The sequence below is a fragment of the Paraburkholderia sp. SIMBA_054 genome, assembly GCF_046534875.1.
Taxonomy (GTDB): domain Bacteria; phylum Pseudomonadota; class Gammaproteobacteria; order Burkholderiales; family Burkholderiaceae; genus Paraburkholderia; species Paraburkholderia hospita.
Map to the genome: position 1 here is coordinate 57,328 of NZ_JAWRXV010000036.1, position 16,868 is coordinate 74,195.

18 protein-coding genes are annotated in these 16,868 nt (G+C 60.3%); 10 read left to right on the forward strand and 8 right to left on the reverse strand.

The features are described from left to right. Nucleotides 1-35: 35 nt before the first annotated feature. Together SB822_RS34640 and SB822_RS34645 are read right to left on the reverse strand one after the other, a co-directional pair. Nucleotides 36-626: a TetR/AcrR family transcriptional regulator gene (locus SB822_RS34640; protein WP_007577510.1), complete on the reverse strand. Its 591-nt coding sequence runs from the start codon at nt 624-626 to the stop codon at nt 36-38. A 66-nt stretch (nt 627-692) separates the two neighbouring features. Beyond that, nucleotides 693-1,073 carry a tautomerase family protein gene (locus SB822_RS34645; RefSeq protein WP_086914864.1) on the reverse strand — a complete coding sequence of 127 codons (381 nt, stop codon included), beginning with the start codon at nt 1,071-1,073 and terminating at the stop codon, nt 693-695. A 528-nt stretch (nt 1,074-1,601) separates the two neighbouring features. Between SB822_RS34645 and SB822_RS34650 the strand changes: the two genes are divergently transcribed. After that, on the forward strand, nt 1,602-2,381 hold the full coding sequence (locus SB822_RS34650; RefSeq protein WP_039899778.1) for an alpha/beta fold hydrolase: 780 nt from the start codon (nt 1,602-1,604) through the stop codon (nt 2,379-2,381). A 175-nt stretch (nt 2,382-2,556) separates the two neighbouring features. Here the strand turns inward: SB822_RS34650 and SB822_RS34655 are convergent, their stop codons facing one another. Beyond that, the gene (locus SB822_RS34655; RefSeq protein ID WP_007577503.1) at nt 2,557-3,210 is read right to left on the reverse strand and encodes a cysteine hydrolase family protein; all 654 of its coding nucleotides are present in this window, start codon (nt 3,208-3,210) and stop codon (nt 2,557-2,559) included. A gap of 1,106 nt (nt 3,211-4,316) precedes the next feature. Next, nucleotides 4,317-5,273: an anthranilate 1,2-dioxygenase regulatory protein AndR gene (andR, locus tag SB822_RS34660; RefSeq protein WP_410856711.1), complete on the reverse strand. Its 957-nt coding sequence runs from the start codon at nt 5,271-5,273 to the stop codon at nt 4,317-4,319. Between the two features lie 188 nt (nt 5,274-5,461). Between andR and andAc the strand changes: the two genes are divergently transcribed. The 5 genes from andAc to SB822_RS34685 all read left to right on the forward strand — a co-directional run bounded on the left by andAc (nt 5,462) and on the right by SB822_RS34685 (nt 10,064). Then, complete coding sequence (andAc, locus tag SB822_RS34665) at nt 5,462-6,733, forward strand: anthranilate 1,2-dioxygenase large subunit AndAc (RefSeq protein ID WP_410856712.1); 1,272 nt, start codon at nt 5,462-5,464, stop codon at nt 6,731-6,733. Between the two features lie 16 nt (nt 6,734-6,749). Then, the gene (andAd, locus tag SB822_RS34670; RefSeq protein ID WP_007740378.1) at nt 6,750-7,223 is read left to right on the forward strand and encodes an anthranilate 1,2-dioxygenase small subunit AndAd; all 474 of its coding nucleotides are present in this window, start codon (nt 6,750-6,752) and stop codon (nt 7,221-7,223) included. 9 nt (nt 7,224-7,232) lie between these two features. Continuing rightward, nucleotides 7,233-7,556 (forward strand): anthranilate 1,2-dioxygenase ferredoxin subunit AndAb, encoded by a 324-nt coding sequence (andAb, locus tag SB822_RS34675; RefSeq protein WP_007577495.1) that lies wholly within the window; start codon nt 7,233-7,235, stop codon nt 7,554-7,556. Continuing rightward, the gene (gene andAa / locus SB822_RS34680) at nt 7,546-8,763 is read left to right on the forward strand and encodes an anthranilate 1,2-dioxygenase system ferredoxin--NAD(+) reductase (protein ID WP_410856713.1); all 1,218 of its coding nucleotides are present in this window, start codon (nt 7,546-7,548) and stop codon (nt 8,761-8,763) included. The genes andAb and andAa overlap by 11 nt, the downstream gene beginning before the upstream one ends. 125 nt (nt 8,764-8,888) lie before the next feature. Further along, on the forward strand, nt 8,889-10,064 hold the full coding sequence (locus tag SB822_RS34685; protein ID WP_410856714.1) for an MFS transporter: 1,176 nt from the start codon (nt 8,889-8,891) through the stop codon (nt 10,062-10,064). Nucleotides 10,065-10,076: 12 nt separating this feature from the next. Here SB822_RS34685 and SB822_RS34690 read toward each other — a convergent pair whose 3' ends face one another. Then, nucleotides 10,077-10,325, reverse strand: a complete 249-nt coding sequence (locus SB822_RS34690; RefSeq protein WP_318268379.1) for a hypothetical protein — start codon at nt 10,323-10,325, stop codon at nt 10,077-10,079. A gap of 227 nt (nt 10,326-10,552) precedes the next feature. Between SB822_RS34690 and SB822_RS34695 the strand changes: the two genes are divergently transcribed. After that, complete coding sequence (locus tag SB822_RS34695) at nt 10,553-10,801, forward strand: AraC family ligand binding domain-containing protein (protein WP_079494195.1); 249 nt, start codon at nt 10,553-10,555, stop codon at nt 10,799-10,801. A gap of 47 nt (nt 10,802-10,848) precedes the next feature. Here the strand turns inward: SB822_RS34695 and SB822_RS34700 are convergent, their stop codons facing one another. The 3 genes from SB822_RS34700 to SB822_RS34710 all read right to left on the reverse strand — a co-directional run bounded on the left by SB822_RS34700 (nt 10,849) and on the right by SB822_RS34710 (nt 14,760). Beyond that, nucleotides 10,849-12,366 carry a CoA-acylating methylmalonate-semialdehyde dehydrogenase gene (locus tag SB822_RS34700; protein WP_039899775.1) on the reverse strand — a complete coding sequence of 506 codons (1,518 nt, stop codon included), beginning with the start codon at nt 12,364-12,366 and terminating at the stop codon, nt 10,849-10,851. Between the two features lie 546 nt (nt 12,367-12,912). Then, a complete protein-coding gene (locus tag SB822_RS34705; RefSeq protein WP_410856715.1) occupies nt 12,913-13,935 on the reverse strand; it encodes an LLM class flavin-dependent oxidoreductase in 1,023 nt (340 codons plus the stop codon). A gap of 141 nt (nt 13,936-14,076) precedes the next feature. Continuing rightward, complete coding sequence (locus SB822_RS34710; RefSeq protein WP_410856716.1) at nt 14,077-14,760, reverse strand: glutathione S-transferase family protein; 684 nt, start codon at nt 14,758-14,760, stop codon at nt 14,077-14,079. Between the two features lie 196 nt (nt 14,761-14,956). On the opposite strand from SB822_RS34710, the gene SB822_RS34715 reads away from it, so the two are divergent. The 3 genes from SB822_RS34715 (at nt 14,957) to SB822_RS34725 (ending at nt 16,754) form a co-directional block, all read left to right on the forward strand. Continuing rightward, on the forward strand, nt 14,957-15,958 hold the full coding sequence (locus SB822_RS34715; RefSeq protein ID WP_410856717.1) for a LysR family transcriptional regulator: 1,002 nt from the start codon (nt 14,957-14,959) through the stop codon (nt 15,956-15,958). Nucleotides 15,959-16,123: 165 nt separating this feature from the next. Continuing rightward, on the forward strand, nt 16,124-16,393 hold the full coding sequence (locus SB822_RS34720) for a hypothetical protein (protein ID WP_007577484.1): 270 nt from the start codon (nt 16,124-16,126) through the stop codon (nt 16,391-16,393). Nucleotides 16,394-16,499: 106 nt separating this feature from the next. Then, nucleotides 16,500-16,754 carry a hypothetical protein gene (locus SB822_RS34725; protein ID WP_007577483.1) on the forward strand — a complete coding sequence of 85 codons (255 nt, stop codon included), beginning with the start codon at nt 16,500-16,502 and terminating at the stop codon, nt 16,752-16,754. Nucleotides 16,755-16,868 lie beyond the last annotated feature (114 nt).

Consider the following 16,868-nt stretch of genomic DNA (forward strand, 5'->3'; position numbering starts at 1 on the left):
TGCGCGCCGATGACCGCACGCCACCGGCTGCGCCGCTATTGGAAACTGTCGTGCAGATAGTCGCGCACGGCGGTGAGTATTTCATCGGAGAGCGGATCGCCCCGCACCGCACGCGCGAGCGTGGCCGCGCCCACCAGCATCGAAAGGCGGGCGATCGCGCGCTGACGCGCTCTCTTCGACGGGCGCGGACCAGCAAACGACGCCAGTCTGCCGAGCATCGACTTGAGACCTTGTAGGTATGCACCGCGCACCGGCTTGGTCGCGTCCTCGCGGGCCACATCCGCGGCGAGCCCTACGGCGGGACACCCACCGCCGGGCTCGTCGCGTTGCTTCGCGCTCAGATAGTGCTTCGCGAGTGCGTCGACGAAAGCCTGCTCGCCCGCATCTTCCTTGACCAACGATCTCCAGCGCACAACGGATTCGCCGAACGCCCGCTCGCACGCCACGGCCGCGAGTTCGTCCTTCGATTCGAAATGGCCGTAGAACCCGCCATGCGTGAGCCCCGCGCTCGCCATGATGTCGGTCACCGACACGCCGTTCAGTCCGCGCTCCTTGAACAAGCGTGCGGACGCCGCCTCGATCAGCCGGCGGTTCTCGTCGGTTTGTTCCCTCGATACGCGAGGCATCCGCGCCCTCCGTAGTGAGTGCGATGCACGCTGCCTTTACGGCAGCGTGCGTCGACCATGCGCTTATTACGCGTATTGTGCTTCGCCGTTACCGAACGACCAGTTCTCTTTCGGCACTTCGACGAGACTAACGAACAGGTCTTCGCGGCGCAGTCCGACGCGCGCGTGAAGGCCATCGTTGAGCGCCTTGTAGAAGGCTTTTTTGATTGCGAGATCGCGGCCCGCATTCAACGTGAGCTGCACGATGATGCACTGAGGCGAGCGCTCGATGCCGAGATAGGCCGGATCGGCAATGAAGTCGCCGAGCTTATGCTCGTTGACCACCATGAACCGGTCATTGGCGGGGACGTTCATCGTCGTGGTCATCGCCTTGTAGACCTCGTCGGCGACGGCGCTGCGATATTCGGCGGATTGGCCTTCTGCAAGATCGATGCGTACAAGTGGCATGATAATTTCCTTGATTTAAACGTCTATGCCGGCGCGCGGCGTCAGATTGAGCACAAGAAAAGCCCGGATAGCGGGCTCGGGTACAACTCGATAATAAATGATGGTCATCATTTATACAATAGATGATGGATGTCATTTATAGGACGGGAAAGAAACGGTTGCGCCTGATCCTTTTCCGCCTCGAACGTGTTCGGACCTGGCAGCGTCAATGTCAGAGGATTGCCAGCTACCGACAATGCTTTCCGCAGTACCCCTCGCCTGCTTTACGGCTGGCTGCTGCCTATACTTATACGCTGATACGCGCGGCGGAAAGTCGGTGGGCACGGTGGCGCACACTATCGCTGGCTGAACCTCAGCGCGGACTACCTGCTATCGAGACAGACCGATCTTCATGCGGTGGCGGTTCTGCAGAGACCCGGTCCTTCCTCGAAATGGGCGATAACGCTGATCATTCAGCGGCCCCGTCAGGTAGCGGCGGCGTCGGGACCGCCATTGAGCCACAAAGCTTTTAGCGAAGGAGTTCAGTATATGGCTATGGACCGTCGCACCTTTTCGGCGGCTGTGCTGGTATGCGCCGCAAGCGCTCTGGTGTCGGCACGCGCACTGGCGATCCCCCCTGCGCAAGTGAAAGCGCGCAATGTCGTGCTCGCGCATGGCCTGTTTGCCGATGGCTCATGCTGGTTGGACGTCATTGCGCGGTTGCAGGCAGCGGGCATGAATTGCACAGCCGTACAGAATCCTTTGACGACCTTGTCCGAGGCGGCTGACTCCGTGACCCGTGTGCTGGATCGACAGGATGGTCCGACCGTTCTCGTTGCGCATTCCTTCGCGGGCATGATCATCACCGAGACGGGCGTGCATCAGAACGTTTCGGCGCTGGTCTACGTGGCGGCGCGCGCGCCGGATGCCGGCGAGGACTACCCCGCGCTTGCAAAAAACTACCCCACGCCTCCTGCGTCAGCCGGCATTGTCTTTGACGGCGACGAGGGACGCCTCAGCGAGTCCGCATTCCTGCACGACTTCGCGGGCGACCTTCCGGAAGCGAGGGCGCGGACGCTGTACGCGGTCCAGGAGCCGTTCCACAAGGCCTTGCTGGCGGGGAAGACGGCTCACGCCGCATGGCGATCGAAGCCCAGCTACTACGCTGTTTCCACGGAAGATCGCACGATCAATCCCGATCTTCAGCGCTTTATGGCCAAGCGCATGAGTGCGAAGACAATCGAGGTCAAGTCGAGCCACCTGTCGTTGATCTCCCATCCGGACGAGATCAGCAGACTGATTCTTGAAGCTGCTCGACCATCAGCCTGACCGGCAACGGCAAGGTGGCGTCGTAGTGGAGTGGCCGAACGTTGTGTGCCACGGTATCGCCTGGACGGGGACTGCTGTCGATTCGTGACCCGCGAAGCAATGTCCCCACGATGACGCAGCCGCTGGCGCCGAACATGGCTGGAATCTTTTGAATGTCGGGCGGCTCGCGTCGCAGCTATCTTCGCGTCATCGAGTCCACGACATCCTGGGTCCTGACAACTGCATGCGCTAGAAACGCATAGTTGATCAACGCCGCCTTATAGCCATCGCCCCAGGTCGGATGACGCGGCCCCGCCGTAGCGTCGGCGACGACGGAGACTTCGAAACCCTGCTCGATCAGGTCGCGCAGGTGAGACTCGACACACATGTTGGCGAGCATCCCGCCCAGCACGACTTTCTGCACGTTACGCTTTCGAAGTTGCAGCGTCAGGTCATTTGTCTGCGGTCCGAAAACCTTGTGCGGGCTCACTACAATAGTCTCGCCGTCCTCGATAAACGGTTTGAACTCGTCCAGCCAGTCAGCACCCGATTTCTCGAAACCGCTCAGGTTCAGCGCACCCGTTCGTGCGAACGTGCCCGTTGCAAACTCGTCTGCCTCCAGTGGGCCGTTGAATGTCCACGCACGGTCGGTCGGATAGAAATAGTGTGGGGAGATGAACACGCTGAACTTCGCTGCTTTCGCTGCCTTGAAGATTTTCACCATGTTTTCGACTGTTTGATTTTCCGTCACACTTGCACCAACGGCGCCCCAGTTTTTGCCTGTGGGGCTCAACACGTCGTTCTGTGGATCGATAAACACTACTGCGGTATCGGCGGGGTTGCAGTTCATGATCGAACTCCAATGAGTGAATGGCGGGACGCGGGCATGCAGTACCAATGTAGGTGATCAGAGTCAACCCTGTCGATTGATTCCTGGCAGATCCCTTGCACATATCCGCTTCGGTCCAGATGGCGTTTCAATGCGCATCCGCTGGCACAAGCCATATTCCGAAGTCGCACACTTACGGACTCGTCATGAATGAAAGGTCACCGTCCGGCTATCGACATGTTTGCCGCGCTCTCGCCAATGTCTTGCGCGATGTAGCAAGCAGAGCTGGCACGGCTATGCTCGCCGCTGGATTTCCTCTGAGGACAGGTCTATAACTGGAGGACAAGAAAAGGCGCGTCCTTAAACATGTGCCCCTGCCACCTCTTCAGAGGATGCCTTCAATAACAGAAACTCACGCTGTTATCCGCACGTGCCGCCATTGATCGTTCTTTGCGGCATCGTGCTGGAGGCGGTGTATTACGAGCCTCACCGTAACAGGCTTCCCTTTCTGCGATCGGCAACCGAAAGTCTGTTGTTTTTTCAAATCAATGCATTTAGATTCGCAATCCTGATTGGATAGACTCGAATTGCATACTCGATAAAGGTGCAGAAATGAGAGTTCCTTTTGCTTCATTGTTGGTGGCTACTGCATTGTCTGCCGTCACGGGCTTGGCGTATTCACAGACATCGCAACAGCCATCCGGAAGCGCTAACCCGCAAATGGCGCCCGCCGCTACGATGTCTCAACCACAAATGGCGCAGCCTGCCAGTTCGATGAATCGCTATGAATACGATTCGGTCGGTGCTCAGCCAGGTGGATCGAGTGGAAGTGGGCGAGGAAGGAATGGCGGGCGGTGTGTCGTCGGATTGTCTTGTGATATTTACCAAGGGAGTTGAGTTCGGGACGATTGCGCAACCCCTTGGTAAAGTCGTCTCGGAAGTCTCGCTAGACCGAGGCTATGCGGTTGGACCCCTCGCGGCGCGCCGGATCTGCATGGCAAAGCGGCGCGTCGCTCAACAAGCTTGTCATTCTTGCGCCCACACTGTCGCGCAACTCTTCGTAAAGTCCCGATATGACCGTGGTGGCCGACCTAGGGCTGGGTGAGACGCGGTGACGCGTCAGCCCGTCAAAGCAGCGATTCGCGCCGCGGTGTTTCCGATGGAAGTTCGCCAAACCGCTCGCGGTATGCCTGAGCGAACCGGCCGAAATGGGTGAAGCCCGAATCCAGCGCGATAGTCGCGACCCGCACATCAGGCGTGCTTTCCCGAATGGCCTGACGCGCGCGCTCGAGCCGCATCTGCCGCATCAGGCTGATCGGGCTGACATTGCGAAACCTCAAGAACCCCTCGGTTAGCGTTCTGACGGGCACGCCCGCGGCGCGGGCGATGTCCTGCAGCTGCATCGGCCCGGCAAGGTTGGCGGCCATGAACTCTTCGGCGCGGCGTACGAACAACGGCGCGATGGTCGATGGCGGGGATGTCGCATGGCCCGTATCGTGACTGCACAATAGCCCGACCAGCAGCGATTCGACATGCGCGCCCACAGCGGGATTCTGAGCGGCCACGTTAAGCAGATCAGGCGAGCTGGCGACCAGCTTCAACTGCTCCTTCCATGCACGCATGGGGCCGCTTTCGAGTGACACGGCGGCGCCCGCGTCGAAGAGGGAAGCGCTGTCGCCATTCAGTGCCGCCGCGTCGATCCGCATCACCAGCTGTTCGCAATCGGGCGACAGTAGCGCGCTGAACGGCTCGCCGGGTGCGCGAATCACGGCGTGCTGGTCGTCCACCACGATCTTCCTGCCAGCCGTATGGACCTCCGCATTGCCGGCGACGCAGAACATCATCAGGAAGTATCCGTCGACGGCTTCGACATCTACCTGGATGGCGCCGCCGAATTGAATCGTGCCGATGCCGAGCCGTCCCACCCGCACGAAGTCCATGTGGGAACGACCGTGCGTGTGGCCGCGTGGAAACAGCGAATGCGGCTGCATGACGCGCGAAATAAGTTCGCGCGTCTCGTCGAGGTCGACCGATTCGAATAGCCGGTGGCGTCGCAATGCGGGGAGTCGAAGAGCGGATCTCATGATTATTCCGGCGCGCTCGCGCGGGGATTGAACGCAGCCTGGTTGATAAAACGGCCTGAACTGGATATCAGGGCTGTGTTCGGCCAGAAACGGATAGACCCTGCATTTTCCGCCTCCAAAAATGTTCTCACCATGCAGCAGCGATGTTTCGTTGCTGCAACGGGCCCCCACAATGCGGAGAAAATAGCATGGAAATGGTCGAGACGCCTGTCAGCTTCAGAAACACGCAGGACACGGACATGGTGCAGTTCCCGCGCGACGACGGCTCGCGCGTGCCCTACAAGGTGTTCAGCTCGCAGGCGGTGTACGAGCGCGAGCAGGAGCGCATCTTTCGCGGCCCGACGTGGAATTTCGTCGCGCTCGAAGCGGAGATCCCGAACCCGGGCGACTTCAAGAGCACCTTCGTCGGCGATACGCCCGTCGTCGTCACGCGCATCGAGGATGGTTCGCTGTCGGCATGGGTCAACCGCTGCGCGCATCGTGGCGCATCCGTGTGCCGCAAGGCGCGCGGCAACGCGACGTCGCATACGTGCGTGTATCACCAGTGGAGCTTCGACAACAGCGGCAATCTGCTGGGCGTGCCGTTCCGCCGTGGACAGAAGGGCATGACAGGCATGCCGCCCGATTTCGACCCCAAGCAGCACAGCCTGCGCAAGCTGCGCGTGGACAGCTATCGCGGCCTCGTCTTCGCGAGTTTCAGCGACGCAGTCGCACCGCTGCCCGACTATCTCGGCGCGGAAATGCGCCCGTGGATCGATCGCATCTTTCACAAGCCTATCGAGTATCTCGGCTGCACGCGGCAATACTCGAAGTCCAACTGGAAGCTGTATCTCGAGAACGTGAAGGACCCGTATCACGCGAGCATGCTGCATCTGTTCCATACGACCTTCAACATTTTCCGTGTCGGCATGAAGGCGCGATCGATTCCCGATGCGACGCACGGCCTGCACAGCATCATCACGGTGACGAAGACGGGCGAGGACACATCGGCGGCCTACAAGCAGCAACAGATCCGCTCGTTCGATGAAGGCTTCGCGCTGGAAGACGATTCGATCCTCGGGCTCGTTTCCGAATACGAGGAAGACACCACCAACCATATCCAGCCGATCTTTCCTCAACTGGTGATCCAGCAGATCCACAACACGCTGGTCGCGCGCCAACTGCTGGCAAAAGGTCCGGACAACTTCGAGCTGATCTTCCATTTCTTCGGCTATGCCGACGACACGCCGGAACTGCGCGCGCTTCGCATCAAGCAGGCGAACCTGGTCGGACCGGCGGGCTACATCTCGATGGAAGACACGGAAGCGACCGAACTCGTGCAGCGAGGCACGGTGCGCGATGCGGACGCGACGTCGGTGATCGAGATGTCGCGCAGCAATCCGGACCAGCAGGACACGGTGATCACGGAAAGCCTGATTCGACGGTTCTGGGTCGGATATCAGAAGCTGATGGGCTATTGAGAAAAAGGACATGCAAATGGATCAGATGAAGCTTTGGTTCGAATTGAACATGCTGCAGAACCAGTACATCAGCAATCTCGACAACGACAGGCTCGAAGCGTGGCCGACACTCTTTACGGAAGACTGCCTGTACGAGATCGTGCCGAAAGAGAATGCGGATATGGGCTTACCCGTCGGCATCATTCATTGCACGAACCAGAAGATGCTGCGCGATCGCGTCGTGTCGCTGCGTCACGCCAACATTTTCGAGGAGCACACATACCGGCACATGACATCGGGCCTGACGATCACGAGCGACCAGGACGACGTGATCGAAACCGAAAGCAGCTATGTCGTGGTCCAGACGCTGGCGAACGGCGAGTCGAATGTGTATCAGGCGGGCAAGTACTACGACCGCGTCGTGCGGACGGCGGATGGGCTGCGCTACCGAAGCAAGCGGGTGGTGTATGACACGTCGCGCGTGCAGACGCTGCTCGCAACGCCGATCTGAGGAGCGGACATGGAAGCGAAGATTGACAACTGGCAGACCATCGGCACGCTCGATGACTTTGCCGAAGGCGAGCCGGCGGCCGTGTTCGCAGGCGATCGTCAGATTGCGGTGTTTCGTATCGGCGACGAGGTGTTCGCGTTGAACGATCTCTGCACGCACGGACATGCGCGGCTCTCGGAAGGGTATGTGGAAGACGGTTGCGTCGAATGTCCGTTGCATCAGGGGCTGATCGACATCCGCACGGGTGCGGCGCGTTGCGCGCCCATCACGGAGGCGGTGCGCGCATTCCCGATCCGTATCGTCGAGGCGAGGGTGGAAGTCAATGTCGAATGAACAGCACGTGATCGTGGGTGCGGGGCATGCGGCACGGCGCGCGGCGGAGACGCTGCGCGCAATGAACGCGGACGTGGACATCGTCATGTTCGGCGACGAACCGCATGTGCCGTATGACCGCCCGGTATTGTCGAAAGACGCGCTGACCTCCGAAGAAGGCGAGCGGAAGGCTTTCATCCGGCAGCATGACTGGTATGCGGCGCAGCGGATCGATTTGCGCCTGTCGTCTGCCGTCGTCGAAATCGACCGGACGCGGGCATGCGTGCGGCTGCGCGATGGCAGCGATGTCGGCTATGACAGGCTGCTGCTCGCGACGGGGTCGCGTGTGCGCCGGTTCAGCGGCCCTGTGGATGAACGCGTGCAACTGCACTATGTCCGCACGCTCGCCGACGCGCGGGCGCTGCGCGCCGTTCTTTCGCCGGGCAAGCGTGTTGCTATTCTCGGCGGCGGCTTTATCGGGCTCGAAGTGGCCGCCGCCGCGACCCAGGCAGGCTGCAGGGCGACGGTGATCGAGCCTGCGCCGGCGCTGCTGCAACGCGCGCTGCCGGAGAGCGTGGCGCAACACATGGCGGCGTTGCACGAGCGAAACGGTGTCGAATTGCGTCTCGGCACGATGCCGGCTGCAATCGCATACGAGAACGGATGTGCATCCATCCAGAGCGATCCGGGCGCCGTCAGTGCGGATGTCGTCGTAGTCGGAATTGGCGTCGTGCCGAACGTCGAACTCGCGGAAGCCTGCGGGCTTGAAGTCCGCAACGGCGTCGTGGTCGATGAACAGTGCCGTACCAGCGACCCTGCGATCTTCGCGGCGGGCGAAGTGACGATGCACGCCAATCCGTTGCTTGGCCGCAGTGTCAGGATCGAATCCTGGCAGGTGGCGGAGAACCAGCCCGTCGTCGCGGCGGAAAACATGCTAGGCGGTCGTGCGATATACGCAGAGCTGCCGTGGCTCTGGTCCGATCAGTTCGACTGCAATGTGCAGACGCTGGGCATCGTAGAGCCGCGGCATCGTCTCGTCACCCGTGGGGACGCTGTCACCGGTTCGTTCTGTGTCATGGCGCTGGACGACACGACGCGGATGAGGGCGGCGATTGCCGTCAATGCGGGACGCGAGATCGGCGCATGCAGGCGTTTGATTTCGGCAGGTGCCATCATGGACGAAGCGCGGCTCGCGGATTCATCTGTTTCACTGCGGTCGTTGCTGTGACGCGGACCGTCGAAAATCGCTGGCGTGTGCCGTAGCATCCAGGCAGTCCGATGCCGCTATGGTACATACTCGCTCCTGCGATTGACGACTGCCCGATTGTTACTGGTCACCCGGCCCTCTCTTTCATGCGTCCATTCAACGGCTTTCTCGTTCTCGTCGGTACCCTGCTCACGGCGGCAGGATACGGCGGGACCTTTCTTCTTTCGATGCGCTTCAGGTACATCGGCGGCAATGACGTCGATACCGGGCTCACACTCGTGGGTGCGATGGTGGGTACCTTCGTCGGGGTTCCTCTTGTTGGCTGGCTTTCGCATCACCGCGTCGGCGCGGCGCGAATGGCCGCGCTTGCGGCGTTATGCGTGGGCATGGGCGTCGCGGGTTTCGCAGTGATCGAGCGTGTCAGCGTGCTCGATGCGATTCCAGCGTTTCTCGTGGGCTTGGGCTGGGGCGCGTTCTATCTCGCGGCGCCGATGTCGCTTGCCGAGCGAACCAATGATTCGGATCGGGGTTACTGGTTTCTGCGCTTTGGCACTTTCCAGATGGCGGGAATCGGCGGCTGCCCGGCGCTGGCGGGCGTCGCCATACATTCGTTGCACTGGTCGCTCAGCAGTGTGCTCTATACGGTCAGCGGCCTTTGTGTGGTCGCGTCGGTGATACTGGAAATGTTCGCCCGGTTGTCACCCCTTTCGTCCATGCCGCCGGTACAGGACAGATGGTGGCGTGGTATCGGCGCAATTGCGCGCACGCGTGCAATGTACCCGATCATCATGGTCGCGCTGGGCGCCTGCGTCTTCTCAGGCTTGATGACATTTCAGATGTCGCTGGTGCAGGGAACGCATGCGCAAGCAACCACCTTCTTCAGCCTGTACGCGATAACCGTCGTGACCGTACGCTGGGCATTTTCCCGACTGGTCATCAATCTGCGCCGCGAAACTGCAACGAAGGTGCTGCTCGTCATGATGGTGCTGGGCATCGCAGCGATGTTCGCGGTGCCGTACCATGTATCGGCTCATCCAGCGGCAGCCGTTCTGCTTGGCACAGGATACGGGCTTGCCTATCCGGTCATCCAGACCCAGGCGGTCAACGATTCCGCCGCCGTGCATCGTCGCGCAGCACTGACATGGTTCGTTGCGGCGTACTTCGTCGGGGTGTTCGGCTTTCCGTCTGTGGGCGGGTGGGTATTGGTGCACGCCGGCAAGGACGCGCTACTGACACTGATCGCGCTATGCGGCCTGACGGCTCTCACGCTCGCATTCCTGGGCGACCGGGGGCGTGTTGATGCGCTTTCGGCAAAAGCGTAGCAACCGCCTGGCTCAAGCGGGGCGCAACTGGTTGCGTCCGCTGCCGTCTTTGCGCTTCTTCGCCTCGGCTTTCTTGCACATGTCGAGCAATACCCAACGCGCAACGGTCTCCGGACGATCCATTCCGCACTGGGCGGACCGGATATCCGCACCTGAATAGACGATGACGGTTCCTTCGAGCACCCGATATGAACCCGTGTGCGTAATACCGGCGAGCGTGACGGAAACAGGTCGCCTTTCATCGTATTGAGTTGAAGCCACTTTGTAGATTTTTTAATTGCAAAGCAGAAACTTAAACGTACGATTATCCGTCGTCAACAACATATACCATTTGAAGCATATTCCGTTTGGAATTCAATTGGGGCGTCGTTCTCGACTGTAGAGCCTTACGTTGACGATTGGATGCCATGCTGGCTGGCAATTTGGCCGGGTGAGGGACCCGGTATACTCATTCGTGATGCTCGACTTGGAACCGACCGCATGCCGCAATGCATCGCGCATTTGCGACGCGCGATCGACGGTTGATTGATCGTTCTGGTGTTGGCGGCTGCGGTGGCGACGGTGAATGGGAGGTGAGCGTGTCCGAAGAAGTCAAGTACAACCACTCAGCCGACATTCCCGGTTTGATCCTTAGCACAGCCCGATTCGCCGAGTTTCGCTTTGAGCCGCACTATCATCTGGACTGTCATATCGCGCTCGTTGCGAGCGGGGTGCAACGTCAGTCGTTCCACGTTTGAAAGCGCAGCGGGCACGAAACCGACCGTGCCCGCTGCGACGCTCCGATTTACTTCGCTGCTGGCATCGTGAATTCGACACCTGTGGCGATGCTATCCGGCCAGCGCTGCATCACGCTCTTGTAGTGCGTGTAAAAGCGCACAGCTTCTTCGCCATACGCGTGATGATCGCCGAACAGCGACCGCTTCCAGCCACCGAACGAATGCCACGCCGGCGGCACCGGACTCGGGATGTTGATGCCCACCATGCCAATCTGAATCTGCCGGGAGAACGCGCGTGCGGCGGCGCCGTCGGATGTGAAGAGCGATACGCAGTTCCCCAGTTCGTGCGCGTTGACGAGCGCGATCGCACTGGCGAGATCGGGCACGCGGACAACCGACAGGACCGGTCCGAAAATCTCTTCCCGATAGATGCTCATATCGGCCTTCACGTCGTCGAAGAGCGAGCCGCCGAGAAAGAAGCCTTCCTCATGGCCGGATACGGTATGGCCGCGACCATCGACGACGAGCCTGGCACCCGCCGCGACGCCCGCCTCGATATAGCCCGTTACCTTGGTGCGATGCGCGGCGCTGATGAGCGGTCCCATGTCCAGATCGGGCTCCATGCCGCCGCCGATCCTGAGCGAACGCACGCGCGGCGCGAGACGCTCGATCAGTTCATCGCCGATACTTCCCACTGCCACCGCGACGGACGTTGCCATGCAGCGCTCGCCCGCCGAACCATATGCCGACGAGATCAGCGCATCGACCGCTTGATCGAGATTGGCATCAGGCATCACGACCAGATGGTTTTTCGCACTGCCCAGCGCCTGCACGCGCTTGCCGCGCTTGGCGCTTTCGCTGTAGATGTATTCAGCGACGGGTGTCGAGCCAACGACAGACATCGCGGCCACATCGGGGTGTGCGATCAGCGCATCGACGACGGTCTTGTCGCCATGCACGACATTGAACACGCCTTTGGGAAAGCCAGCTTCGATGAACAACTCGGCAAGCCGGATCGATGCTGACGGCGTGCGCTCCGAAGGTTTAAGAATGAACGTGTTGCCGCACGCGGCCGCCATCACGAACATCCAGCACGGCACCACCATCGGAAAATTGAACGGCGTGACGCCAGCGGCCACGCCGATGGGCTGACGCAGATTCCAGTTGTCGATGCCGCCGCTGACTGAATCAGTGAAGTCTGTCTTGAGCAACTGCGGGATGCCGCACGCGAATTCGACGATTTCGATGCCGCGCACCACTTCGCCCTTTGCGTCCTCAAACAGTTTGCCGTGGTCGCGCGTGATGAGTTCGGCGAGTTCGTCCGCGTGCGCCTCGAGCAGTTCCTTGAACTTGAACATCAAACGGGCGCGTTTGAGCGGTGCGGTTTCGCTCCATGCCGGGAACGCGGCTTTCGCGGCCGCGACGGCGGCTTCGACTTCAGCGGATGTTGCGACGGGCACGCGGGCCGTCACCCGGCCTTGCGCCGGATCGAATACCTCGCCAAACCGCTGGCCCGCACCAGCGGCGCGCTGACCGTCGATGAAATGACTCAACTCGCGCACAGCGCTTTTATCTGCTTCGCTCATTACATGCTCCTATCGAGGGCTGCGGGCGCTGTCCGTGCCACGCCGCCCTATGTTGTCGAACGTTGGTTGTTCGGCTTTTACGCCTCGTGCCGACCGCTCCAATAGACACAATGTAGGCGTACGAACTCGGAGGTCGAATATCCACGTCGGACAAACAGTCTTGCGCGGAAGGAACAAATGACAGCCAACAGCAAGGCTTGCACGGCTGCACTGGACAGTGAATCTGTGCGTGTGCAGCCGCTAAAAGGAGAGGGCGGGTTCGATGCGCCGGGCGTGCTTCAACATCGACTTCGCCTTATCGGACAAGGCTCGTCGGAGTGATGTGAAGGTTCTTACGCCTTGAGAAATTGAAGCCGCTACGACCTGATGTACTTGAACATCTGATCGAATTGATGGCCGTTGCGGCAGAAGGAAGTGTGCGCCAGGGTCTTTTGTCTGGCTCAAAATCCGCCTAATTTGGCCGGAAAGCCGCCGCGCCGCGGCCTGCGTGTATCTTCAATCATCGTCAGAAATGACTAGACCTGTTTCTGACGATTCTTTCGCGCGTTAGCGCCAACCGAGACCGGGAGCGACATGCGTGAGAATCGATTCGATGACGTGCGCGCAGTACTCGACGCCCAACTGGTTAGGCACAGTGAGTAGCAACGTATCGGCTGCTGCGATTGCTTCGTCTTTTGCCAGTTCCTTGATGAGGACATCGGGCTCCGCAGCGTAATTCCGGCCAAAGATCTTCTGGATATCGTCGTCGAGAAAGCCGATCGTGTCGTTGCTCTGCGTGCCCCGGCCGAAATACATGCGGTCCTGCTGATTCACGAGCGCGAAGATACTCCGGCTGACAGACACACGCGGCGTTCGCGTATGCCCGGCTTCTTTCCATGCATCACGGTAAGACTGGATCTGCTCGGCTTGCTGGATATGAAGCGGTCGGCCCGTTTCGTCGTTCTTCAATGTGGAGGTCTGCAGGTTCATGCCCATCTTCGCGGCCCAAACGGCGGTCGCGTTGGAGCCCGAACCCCACCAGATGCGCTCGCGAAGCCCTTCGGAATGCGGCTCGACGCGTAGAAGTCCCGGCGGGTTGGCAAACATGGGGCGCGGATTCGGCTGTGCAAAACCCTTACCTCGCAGCACTTCATAAAACACTTCTGTGTGACGGCGTGCCAGATCGGCGTGCGTCTCGCCTTCGTTTGGCGCGTACCCGAAGTGGCGCCAGCCATCGATAACCTGTTCGCCCGAGCCTCGGCTAATACCGAGCTGCAACCGTCCGCCGGCAATCAGATCGGCTGCGCCAGCATCTTCGGCCATGTAGAGCGGATTCTCGTAGCGCATGTCGATGACACCCGTTCCAATCTCGATCGTGCGCGTCTTGGCGCCGATCGCGGCGAGCAGGGGAAAAGGCGACGCAAGCTGTTGAGCGAAATGATGGACGCGAAAGAAGGCGCCATCCGCGCCGAGTGCTTCGGCGGCGACGGCGAGGTCGATGGATTGCAGAAGTACATCGGCTGCCGATCGTGCCTGTGAACCCGGGGAATTGGCCCAGTGACCAAAAGAGAGAAAACCAATCTTTTTCATAGCTGTAGATTCAGTTAGCCGGTATCTGCGATGTCGGCCGCGAGAACAGGGAACAGGAAAGCTGTAACACTACAGCATCGATCTGCAACGCGCCGACACTCGCCATTTCAGGCGGCAAGCGCGGCGGTTCTCGCGGCTTGTTTAGACCGTGAGCGGGGCGTTCTGCGGGAACAGCGCGCGGCGGGTCTCTTCATCGAACTCGGCCTTGAACGTGAGCCGGTCTTTCAGCGCCAGCGCGCGGACAGCCGCCGGACGCGCCGAGATCTCATCGACCAGACGCTTGACGTGCGGATAGTCGCTAAGTCCCTTCTCGCCGAAGATATAGCCAGCAAAATTCGCCCAGCCCCACAGCGCGATGTCGGCGATCGAGTAGGTGTCGCCAGCCAGATACTTCGAGGTCTCGAGACGCTCATCGAGAACGCGATAGTGACGCTCGACTTCCTTCAGATAGCGGTTGCGCGCATACGGCAGAGGTTCCGGTGCATGGTGCAGGAAGTGCACGGCCTGACCCGAAAACGGCGACAGCCCCGTCGCGACGAACTGGAGCCACGAGAGCATCGCGGCACGCTCGGACGCTGCGGACGGCACGAACTTCCCATGTTTTGCGCCGAGGTGCAGAAGAATCGCGTGCGAATCGAACACGGTCACACCGTCATCGACGATGGCTGGCACCTTGCCGTTCGGATTGATCTTCCGGTATGCCGGCGCGTGTTGTTCTCCCTTGAAGGTATCGACAGGGGAAAGCTCGAATGGCGTTTCAAGCTCTTCGAGCAAAAGCGCCACCTTGAAGGGATTGGGCGTCGGGTGGAAGTAGAACTGAAGCATGGTGTTTCCTTGATGAGGACATCGGTGAGATCGCAGCGAATGCGCAGCCTGGTCGCTCCATGTATTGCAGTCCCCGCAGATGTGCGGGGAGCCACGTGCGTTTGAGCCCGTCTCCAGGTCGCATAGTCACATGCTGAACTCAAACTCCCCGTTTGCCGTACGATCTGGCCGATGAACACCTTCGATGGAGTCGAACATGTTGTCTGAAGACGAATTGGCGCTGCTCGAGGCGATTCGTGAAACGGGCAGCCTGTCACGCGCGGCGGTGCGGCTCGGCAAGGCAGTGTCGACGGTGTCGCACGCCGCGCGGCAACTGGAAACACGCTTTGATGCGTTGCTGTTCGATCGGCGCCGCTACCGGCTGCAACTGACACCCGCAGGCCAGGTGCTCGCCGACGAAGCGGCCCGTTTGATGCTCGACATGTCGCGGATGACGCAGCGCGTACGGCAGATCGCAAGCGGCTGGGAAGATCGCCTCTGGATCGTCACGGACGAGATCATCGAGTTCGAACTGCTGATGCCTGTCATACGCAGTTTCGATGCGCTCGACTCGGGTGTGCAGTTGCGCGTCACGCATGAGGTGTTGAGCGGCACGTGGGAAGCGTTGCGCGATGGCCGTGCGGACCTGATCGTGGGCGCGACCAACGAACCTCCCGCGATTCCCGGGCTGCACTGGTTCGAACTGGGCAAGATCGAATGGGTGTTCGCTGTGGCTGCGCGGCATCCTCTGGCGAGCATGGAAGAGCCACTTCGACGCGAGCAGATACGTGAGCATCGCGCGGTGGTGGTGGCCGACTCGTCGCGCACGACAGCCGGGCGTGTGTATGGCGTGATCGGTGGCCAGACTTCGCTGGCCGTGCCGACCATGCAAGCGAAAATCCTCGCGCAACGCGCGGGTCTGGGCGTGGGCTGGCTGCCGCGTCAAAGCGTCGCTTCATTGCTGAAGCGCGGCGAACTGGTTGAGAAGACCACGGTTGATCCTCGCGAGCCGACTGTTTCGTATGTCGCGTGGCGTAGCGATCGCGAGGGACGGGCGTTGCGATGGTGGCTGGAGCAGTTGCGGCAGCCGCGGCTTGCGAAGCGGTTAGTGCATGGCGTGGATAGGGGGACGGCCAATCCGCTCGCGGCGGATGAAGAGGAGGGGGCACAAACGAAACCTGCTCTGGGGAAGGCGCGTAAGTCCATGTCTTCCCGATAGTTCTGCGGTTATCCGTCGAATTCCGCGGCCGTCCCAATGCCGCACCGACGCGCATCCCATTCCCGAATACTGACAAATACCTTACAATACCGTCAGGACTTCCCGACAGCATTGGCGCAATCCATGCCGCCGTGGGGTCTCCATATAAGGGTCTGAGGAGGCGATATGCACTTCTATCACCACGGTGTAGCGATTCAGCCGTCGGTCGCACGAAGCGGCAATACCTTTGTCGCCCGGGTCGCTATTCTCGAAGAGGATGGCGAGGCGACGTCGCTTGGCGATCTGGGTCACTTCGCGAACCGGCAATCGGCCTTTGCGTTTGCCGTGCGGTGCGGCACGGCATTCGCGGACAACGAACCGATGCCGTTGCCGCCCTGCGATATCCGGTCAAAGAAAGACGGTTGCGGACACGGATCTGCGGCCGATCTTCTTTGAGACGCGACGGCTTTGTCTTCAACGATCAGGACGCTTTGAAGCCGGAAAGATACGGCTTGCCTGCACGAAGCGTCATGCCACGATCGAACAACAGGAGGCGGTATCCATGATTCACTCGGAGGTCCACAAGTTTCCCTACACGCGAGCGAGCGGCATGCAGCGTACCTACGACGTCACGATCAACCTCGTCCGGCGCGATTCAGGCGTGTTCGCCTATCGGTCATGGGTGCACTACGCGGGGAGATTCAAAGGCAATGGTCTCGACTTTCCGCTTGTTTCCCGGACCACGGATCACGCGATCACCGAGGCGCGTGCCCGTGTTGAAGAACACATTGAACATCTGCTCGGGGTAACGGAATGATCCAGCACTGAAGGCAGTGCTGCACAGGCATGTTCGAAGATCGACGCTACATATCAATGCGTCGATCTTCCGCGAAGGGGCGCTGAAGGTCATGCGCCCCTCTTTCTCTTCAGA

Excerpts from the sequence above, each read along its gene's own strand:
- SB822_RS34645 (WP_086914864.1), bottom strand. The coding sequence starts at position 1,073 with ATGCCACTTGTACGCATCGATCTTGCAGAAGGCCAATCCGCCGAATAT.
- SB822_RS34655 (WP_007577503.1), bottom strand. The coding sequence starts at position 3,210 with ATGAACTGCAACCCCGCCGATACCGCAGTAGTGTTTATCGATCCACAG.
- andAb (WP_007577495.1), top strand. The coding sequence starts at position 7,233 with ATGGAAGCGAAGATTGACAACTGGCAGACCATCGGCACGCTCGATGAC.
- SB822_RS34710 (WP_410856716.1), bottom strand. The coding sequence starts at position 14,760 with ATGCTTCAGTTCTACTTCCACCCGACGCCCAATCCCTTCAAGGTGGCG.
- SB822_RS34705 (WP_410856715.1), bottom strand. The coding sequence starts at position 13,935 with ATGAAAAAGATTGGTTTTCTCTCTTTTGGTCACTGGGCCAATTCCCCG.
- SB822_RS34695 (WP_079494195.1), top strand. The coding sequence starts at position 10,553 with ATGCATCGCGCATTTGCGACGCGCGATCGACGGTTGATTGATCGTTCT.
- andAc (WP_410856712.1), top strand. The coding sequence starts at position 5,462 with ATGGAAATGGTCGAGACGCCTGTCAGCTTCAGAAACACGCAGGACACG.
- SB822_RS34725 (WP_007577483.1), top strand. The coding sequence starts at position 16,500 with ATGATTCACTCGGAGGTCCACAAGTTTCCCTACACGCGAGCGAGCGGC.
- SB822_RS34650 (WP_039899778.1), top strand. The coding sequence starts at position 1,602 with ATGGCTATGGACCGTCGCACCTTTTCGGCGGCTGTGCTGGTATGCGCC.
- andR (WP_410856711.1), bottom strand. The coding sequence starts at position 5,273 with ATGAGATCCGCTCTTCGACTCCCCGCATTGCGACGCCACCGGCTATTC.
- andAa (WP_410856713.1), top strand. The coding sequence starts at position 7,546 with ATGTCGAATGAACAGCACGTGATCGTGGGTGCGGGGCATGCGGCACGG.
- SB822_RS34715 (WP_410856717.1), top strand. The coding sequence starts at position 14,957 with ATGTTGTCTGAAGACGAATTGGCGCTGCTCGAGGCGATTCGTGAAACG.
- andAd (WP_007740378.1), top strand. The coding sequence starts at position 6,750 with ATGGATCAGATGAAGCTTTGGTTCGAATTGAACATGCTGCAGAACCAG.
- SB822_RS34685 (WP_410856714.1), top strand. The coding sequence starts at position 8,889 with ATGCGTCCATTCAACGGCTTTCTCGTTCTCGTCGGTACCCTGCTCACG.
- SB822_RS34700 (WP_039899775.1), bottom strand. The coding sequence starts at position 12,366 with ATGAGCGAAGCAGATAAAAGCGCTGTGCGCGAGTTGAGTCATTTCATC.
- SB822_RS34720 (WP_007577484.1), top strand. The coding sequence starts at position 16,124 with ATGCACTTCTATCACCACGGTGTAGCGATTCAGCCGTCGGTCGCACGA.
- SB822_RS34640 (WP_007577510.1), bottom strand. The coding sequence starts at position 626 with ATGCCTCGCGTATCGAGGGAACAAACCGACGAGAACCGCCGGCTGATC.